Source organism: Nitrospirota bacterium, from assembly GCA_023229435.1.
Taxonomy (GTDB): Bacteria; Nitrospirota; UBA9217; order UBA9217; family UBA9217; genus JALNZF01.
In genome coordinates, this window is sequence record JALNZF010000022.1 from 47,426 (window position 1) to 54,362 (window position 6,937).

At 52.2% G+C, this 6,937-nt stretch carries 7 protein-coding genes; 6 read left to right on the forward strand and 1 reads right to left on the reverse strand.

What is annotated here, in order from left to right; genetic code table 11:
- The first annotated feature begins 3 nt into the window (after positions 1-3).
- The 6 genes from M0R70_13095 (at position 4) to M0R70_13120 (ending at position 5,370) form a co-directional block, all read left to right on the forward strand.
- Entirely contained in the window at positions 4-954 is a 951-nt protein-coding gene (locus M0R70_13095) for a diguanylate cyclase (GenBank protein ID MCK9420307.1), read from the forward strand.
- 52 nt (positions 955-1,006) lie between these two features.
- Positions 1,007-1,639, forward strand: coding sequence for a class I SAM-dependent methyltransferase (locus M0R70_13100; GenBank protein ID MCK9420308.1), 633 nt, complete (start codon positions 1,007-1,009; stop codon positions 1,637-1,639).
- Between the two features lie 188 nt (positions 1,640-1,827).
- Positions 1,828-2,127, forward strand: a complete 300-nt coding sequence (locus M0R70_13105) for a GIY-YIG nuclease family protein (GenBank protein MCK9420309.1) — start codon at positions 1,828-1,830, stop codon at positions 2,125-2,127.
- A 218-nt stretch (positions 2,128-2,345) separates the two neighbouring features.
- Positions 2,346-3,440: an aminoglycoside phosphotransferase family protein gene (locus M0R70_13110; GenBank protein MCK9420310.1), complete on the forward strand. Its 1,095-nt coding sequence runs from the start codon at positions 2,346-2,348 to the stop codon at positions 3,438-3,440.
- Between the two features lie 2 nt (positions 3,441-3,442).
- Positions 3,443-4,003, forward strand: a complete 561-nt coding sequence (locus M0R70_13115) for a nitroreductase family protein (protein ID MCK9420311.1) — start codon at positions 3,443-3,445, stop codon at positions 4,001-4,003.
- Positions 4,004-4,104: 101 nt separating this feature from the next.
- Entirely contained in the window at positions 4,105-5,370 is a 1,266-nt protein-coding gene (locus M0R70_13120; protein MCK9420312.1) for an endonuclease Q family protein, read from the forward strand.
- 534 nt (positions 5,371-5,904) lie between these two features.
- Here the strand turns inward: M0R70_13120 and M0R70_13125 are convergent.
- Positions 5,905-6,579, reverse strand: a complete 675-nt coding sequence (locus M0R70_13125) for a PilZ domain-containing protein (GenBank protein ID MCK9420313.1) — start codon at positions 6,577-6,579, stop codon at positions 5,905-5,907.
- Positions 6,580-6,937 lie beyond the last annotated feature (358 nt).

The window sequence follows — 6,937 nt, forward strand, 5'->3', positions numbered from 1 at the left end:
CCGATGACGATGAAGTTAGATATTCTTGTAGTGGATGATGAACCGAGCATCTCACAAGTAGTATCGCTCGTTCTCTCCGAAGACGGCCATCATGTGGATGTTGCGGGAAGCGGGGAAGAAGCATTGGAGTTATTTGCCAAAGGTGATTATTCCCTGCTCATCAGCGATATCGTCATGCCGGGAATGAGCGGCATCGATCTGCTCAAAAAGATCAAACAGATCAGCGCGGACACGCAGGTCATCATTATGACCAGTCATGCGGAATTGAAGACCGCGATCGAAGCGCTGAGGTCCAACGCGTACGACTACCTTATTAAACCTTTTGATGATATCAATGTTATTTCCATGGTAACTCTGCGGGCGGTGGAAAAAGTGAATTTGATCCGGGAAAACAGGATTCTTTTGGAAGAGTTGAAAATGAAGAACGAAGAAGCCACTCGGATGAACGCGGCTTTGAGAGAACTTGCCATGCAGGACGGCCTGACCGGCTTGTTCAATCACCGTCATTTTTACGAGTTGCTTGCGACCGAGGTCGAACGTTCGAAGAGATATAACCATGTGTTTTCCGTACTTTTGATGTCTGTTGATCATTTTATGAAATACAATGATACCCACGGTCAGACGGCGGGAGACAAAGTGCTCTATACGATTGCGGAGCTCTTCAAAAAAAATACCCGCAAATCGAATGTCGCGGCCAGATACGGGTTCGAGACATTTGCGGTAATCCTGCCCGAGATCTCCTGGGAAGAGGCGATCGCTTTTGCCGAGAGGATCCGGGTGCTTGTTGCCGAATATCCTTTTGCGGGTCGGGAGAATCTGCCGGGAGGCAGTGTCACGATCAGCTTCGGAGCGGCCACGTTCCCCCACGACGGCATTGACCGCAAAGCGCTCATCGACCACGCTGATCAGGCGCTCGTCAAGGCAAAGAGCAGCGGAATAAAAAAGGGGTGTTGAGGCTTGATCGTTGCCGTCTGAATGCAGGATCATGGTCAGAGGAGATCGACCCATGCAACCGGAAAAGAAAAAAGATTTTGACAAGGAAGCGGCGCAGTGGGACGCAAACCCGGGACGGGTGAAGCTTGCGAACGAGGTGGCTGACGCGATCATCAGAGAGGCGGCGCCGGCGCGCGACATGGACGTGCTGGACTTCGGGTGCGGGACCGGTCTGGTCACGCTCAGGCTGCAGCCTCTCGTCAGGACCATCCTTGGCGTGGACAGTTCCTTGGGCATGCTCGGTGTTCTGGAGGGAAAGATCAGGACGCAGGGGATCGCGAATGCACGGACCCGCTTCGTGGATTTTGAGAAGGGCGGCCGCGTTGAAGGCGGATTCCATCTGCTCGTGAGCAGCATGACCCTGCACCATGTGCCGGACACGGCAAGGCTGTTCAAACAATGGCACGAACTCCTGCTGCCGGGCGGGCTCTTGAGCTTTGCCGATCTTGACGCTGAAGACGGGTCGTTCCATGGCGACAACACGGGAGTGTTCCATACGGGCTTTGACCGTGAACACCTGAAAAAACTGCTTCTTTCCGCCGGATTCCACGATGTTCGTGATACCACGGCAACGACCATGCTACGGGACGTCGAGGGAAGAGGGAAAAAAGAGTTTCCGGTTTTTTTGATCGTCGCGAAGAAGTAAGGGGAACGTCGATTCTTTCTGTTCATGCCGAGCAGATACACCGTTCGTCCTGAGCTTGTCGAAGGAAGCTTGTCGAAGGAAGCCTGTCGAAGGAAGCTTGTCGAAGGAAGCTTGTCGAAGGAAGCTTGTCGAAGGAAGCTTGTCGAAGGAAGCTTGTCGAAGGACAATCCTTTATCAGGAGCCTGCTTTTGTCATTCTGGGTCTATATACTAAAATGTTCAGATGGATCGTACTATACAGGTCACACCGATAACCTGGAAACTCGAATAAGCGAACATCAGTCAGGTGAGTTTCACGGCTATACATCGACGCGGCTTCCAATTACTTTGTCATTCTCACAAGATTTCCCAACGCGGTTAGAGGCCCTTGTTTGCGAACGGCAAATAAAAGGATGGAGTCGAAAGAAAAAAGAAGCATTGATCCGGGGAGATTGGGCAGAGATAAGCAGGCTTGCAAAAAGTAAAGTGTGCAGCGGTAAATCTTTATAAAAAAGTGCATGGACTGGACCGATGGCTAAATAATTGGATTGTGGTTCGACAAGCTCACCACGAACGGATAAGAGGCTTACCACGAACGGATAATGTTGCATGTAGTTTATATTTCCGTTCATCCTGAGCTTGTCGAAGGAAGCTTGTCGAAGGATAGGATTGTGGTTCGACATGCTCACCACGAACGGATTAGAGGCTCACCACGAACGGATAATAATATGCTCACATCCATCATCTCCCAATTCTCCATTTCCGGAACATTCATCAAGGCCGATCGGTTCGGCTCCGGCCTGATCAACGACACCTATCTCTGCGAGTTCCGGGAAGGCGGTTCCGTTCGCAAATACATTCTCCAGCGTATCAATACATCGGTATTCACGCATCCCGAACAGGTGATGGAGAATGTCGAAATCGTCACCGCTCACATCATGAAGAGGCTCCTCGCCTCGGGCATTTCAGATCCTGCTTCTGTCACGCCCGCGCTTATTCACACCCGCAACGAACGATCGTTCCTGCGCGATGAGGCAGGGTCATACTGGCGGATGTTCCATTTCATCGAATCCGGCGCTGTGGCTGATACGGTCCCGGATGCGAAGCACGCATACGAGGTCGGCCGCGGCCTCGGCAGATTCCAGGCGCTGGTCTCGGACCTGTCGCCCGATTTGCTTCATGATACGCTTCCCGGATTCCACCACACGCCCCTCTATCTTACGCAGTTTGATGACGCGCTGATCGCCAATGTGAAACAACGCGCAGACGAGGTCAAAGCGGAAATAACCGTTGTCTCCCGCAGGAGAGCGCTTGCCCCGGTCCTCACGACGCTTATGGATTCGAAACAGCTGCCGCTCAGGGTTGTGCACAATGATCCGAAGGTGAACAACATCATGATCCATAGGGAGACCGGAGAGGCGTTGTGCATGCTCGACCTCGATACGGTGAAACCCGGTATCGTGCACTTCGATTTCGGCGACTGCGTGCGCTCCGCCGCGAATCCCGCGGGAGAGAACGCGAGGGACCTCGAATCGGTCAACATCGACATGACGCTCTTCGAGGCCATCGCGGAGGGTTATCTTCGCGAAGCAGGAGTGTTTCTTACGAAAAAAGAGCTTGAACTCCTTCCCCAATCCGTGAAAGTGATCACGTTTGAGCTTGGTCTCCGCTTCCTTGCGGACTATCTGCGCGGGGACACCTATTTCAAGATTGCCTATCCGACACACAATCTTCACCGTGCCCGGGTGCAGTTCAGGTTGCTTGAAAGCATCGAGGCCAATGAAGACCGGATGGCCTCGATGCTCTATGAAGGGGAGGGGTAACCATGGAACTATTCGAAGCAATCAAGACACGCAGGAGCGTCCGCACATATCAGGACAGGCCTGTTGAAGACGAGAAGCTCCGGTCCGTGCTGGATGCAGTGCGCATGGCGCCGTCGTGGGCGAACATGCAGTGCTGGCGCATGGTGGTGGTGAAGGACAAGGCAACGCGGGAGAAGATCAGCGACCTGTCTTACGTGGAGTCTTACTTTGCGTCCAAGGGCTACACGTCCAATCCCTCGAAAAAGGCCCTTGCCGGGGCGCCGGTGGTCATCATATTCTGCGCTGATCCGGCCCTGTCAGGCGTGCTCTGGGACCAGAACTACTATCTTGTGGATGCCGGCATCGCCGCACAGAATCTGATGCTTGCCGCGCGGGGCCAGGGCCTCGGTTCGGTCTTCGTGGGCGTCTATGACGAGGAGAGGGTGAAAAAACTTTTGAACATTCCGGCTTCGATCAGGATCATCGGGCTTCTGCCGCTGGGATATCCGATTGAGGAGAAGAAGGACGGTCCGAAGAGGAAGTCTCTCGATGAGCTCTGCTTTGACGAGCGATGGGGCGCTTGAGAGCAGCGAAGCTATCATGATACGTGAACGCACGGAAAATGATCTCGAGACGGACCCGAAAATTCTGTTTCTCAACCCCTGGGATAATGCTATAATCTGCCGTGCGATTCATATCCGACCTTCACGTTCATTCCCACTACTCCCGTGCCACAAGCCCGGATATGTGCCCGGAAGGCATCTGGAAATGGGCCCAGCTCAAGGGCATTACCGTTATCGGGACCGGAGACTTTACCCATCCCCAATGGATCAAAGAGCTGAAGAAGAAGCTCGATCCAGCCGGCAACGGTTTATTCACGCTTAAGAAAAAGCACACGACCGAGGACGTTCCCGGGTCGTGTCAAGCGGATGTCTCGTTCATCCTCTCCGCCGAGATCAGCAGCATCTACAGCAAGAACGGAAGGACGCGGAAGGTCCATTCCATCATTCTCGCGCCGGACTTCGCGAGTGCCGAGCGATTGAACCTGGCCCTGTCAAAGATCGGCAACCTCAAGTCCGACGGCCGGCCGATTCTGGGGCTCGACGCAAAGAAACTGCTCCGGATCACCCTCGATGCCTCGCCTGATGCCATGCTCATCCCCGCTCATATCTGGACGCCGCACTTCTCCGTACTCGGCGCTGCCTCGGGCTTCGATTCACTGGAAGAATGCTATGAGGAACTGACGCCGCATATCCATGCCGTCGAGACAGGGCTTTCATCAGACCCGCTCATGAACTGGCGGCTCTCCGCTCTTGATACGGTCACGCTTGTCTCGAACTCGGACGCCCACTCCGCGGCAAAGATCGGGCGCGAGGCGAACATCCTCGACACGGACATCTCCTACGCATCAATGATGAAGGCCATCAAGACGCGAAAAGGATTTCTCGGGACCATCGAGTTTTTCCCCGAGCAGGGGAAGTATCACTACGACGGCCACCGGGCTTGCGGGGTGAGCCTGACGCCGAAAGAAACGATGGAGAATAATTATCTCTGCCCGGCCTGCGGCAGGAAGGTGACCATTGGCGTTATGCACCGGGTTGCGAAACTCGCGGACCGGGAAGAAGGCTTCAAACGTTCGGGCGCTCCCCCTTTTGCCTCTATCATCCCCCTGCCGGAGATCATTGCCGAGGGACTGGAATGCGGGGTGAACACGAAGAAAGTGAACGCCCTGTATCTGCCCATGCTCGAACGGCTCGGCAATGAGTTCAAGATACTGCTGGACGCGCCGCTCGATGATATTGAGCGAGCAGGCACGCCGCTCATCCGCGAGGCTGTCTCGCGCATGCGCGCGGGGAATGTTCATATCTCGCCGGGGTATGATGGCGAGTTCGGGAAGGTAACAATATTCGAGGAAGGGGAGAAAAAAAGATTTTCTTCGAGGTCTTCATGACTGTAATGGGGGAAAGATTTCACCACAAAGGCACTAAGACACAAAGAAAACCTTTTAAATTATACGGTTAATCAAGATATAAAGTTACTTCTGTATTTCTTCGTGCCTTCGTGTCTTCGTGGTAAAATTGGTTCCGGTTTGTCCGGATACTGTCAAAAGTTCTATGAAAACCGGAGAGGAAAGTTATGAAACCACACCCTGCACTCGCGGTTCCACTCGTAAACGCTGGGCGCAGGCAGAGGTCACCGAGGGATTTAGGGTGAAAACCTGGACCTGGTGAGATCACTATTTCAGTAAGATGTTCTGAGAACTCGTGGTTAAAGGGTCAAGAACAGGATCAGAAGCGCTGGTTAATAAGAGGGACACAGAGGGGGAGGAAGGTAGGATATGTATTTACCCCCTGAATTCAAGCCGTTATCTGTGTACTCTGTGGTTAGATTTTGACATTACGCAATGCTTTGTTCAGGAGGAACGCAGGAAGAGCTCCATCGAAGGAACACTGAGCAGGATTATTTATCCGAGCTCTTTGCCGGTTTATGAGCCGTTGTTTTTAGTCTCGATTTTCGCCAGATAGTCGATAAACGTCTGAAGCAGGGTTGTATCTTTCTCTGTCAGATCGGTGAACTCCACGCCGATATTATAGTATGTTTGTCCCGCATTTTCCGTTTGCGTGCATGAAACAGCTCTTCCGATAAACGTAACAGCCTTGTCGGCATTCAGAGACAATTCCATGGGGATAGTACTTTTGATCTCAACGGACTGCTCGGTTTGGATGAGCATGCCGCCCAGGCTGATCGATCTCACCTTGAACTGGAGAGGATAGTTCAAAATGTCCTCCCCGGGGGTGGTGATTTGAAACCTGACATTGAGCCGCCGATTATCAACAGCCGGCGGTTCTTTCTTTTTCGTATGTTCGATCGGTTTGAGAAAATCGGCGATCTTATCCGTATAGCCGTCTTTGAATACCAACCCTGCTGTGTATATCGAGGCCCCTTCTCCGTGGCCTTTGTCTTTCATACCGCTTAACTCCGAACGGACGACAATGCCCTTCACCTCGAGAAAGCCCCCTTTTTTTTGCAGCTTGATCAAATATTCTTTGCCGATATTAAGTCTCCGGTCCGCTTTCAGGGCAACTCCGCCGAGACTGATGTCAAGGACTTCGACCATGTCGGTCAAGCTCATCTTGCCGTTTATATCTACCAGATCCAAACTGTATCTCTTATGCTTTCTTCGGTTCTCCATTAGATCTGCACTCCGATCACATGAGGTATTCCGGGCTCTTCAGTAAAAATTATCTACGCGCTCCAGAAAGAACCTGACGCTGCACGTATCTGGTGAATGTCGAATGCTTTTTTCGATTTTCATGAAGTATACTGATTTAACAGACCTAAAGTCAAGGACAGTTTCATCCATAATGCAGGGCGTGCCCTGTTCTGTTTTTAGGGTCTTGTCCTTACCGAGTGGGTAAAAATGAGCTTGAAAGCTCACAGAACCCGCTCTACGTAAGGGTTTTTAGCTTGTAATGGATGAGGAAAATATGATATGAATTGAGCATGCAGAAAAACAA

Bases quoted from the DNA above. Each gene is read 5' to 3' on its own strand.
- M0R70_13095 (MCK9420307.1), top strand. From the start codon at position 4: ATGACGATGAAGTTAGATATTCTTGTAGTGGATGATGAACCGAGCATC.
- M0R70_13100 (MCK9420308.1), top strand. From the start codon at position 1,007: ATGCAACCGGAAAAGAAAAAAGATTTTGACAAGGAAGCGGCGCAGTGG.
- M0R70_13110 (MCK9420310.1), top strand. From the start codon at position 2,346: ATGCTCACATCCATCATCTCCCAATTCTCCATTTCCGGAACATTCATC.
- M0R70_13115 (MCK9420311.1), top strand. From the start codon at position 3,443: ATGGAACTATTCGAAGCAATCAAGACACGCAGGAGCGTCCGCACATAT.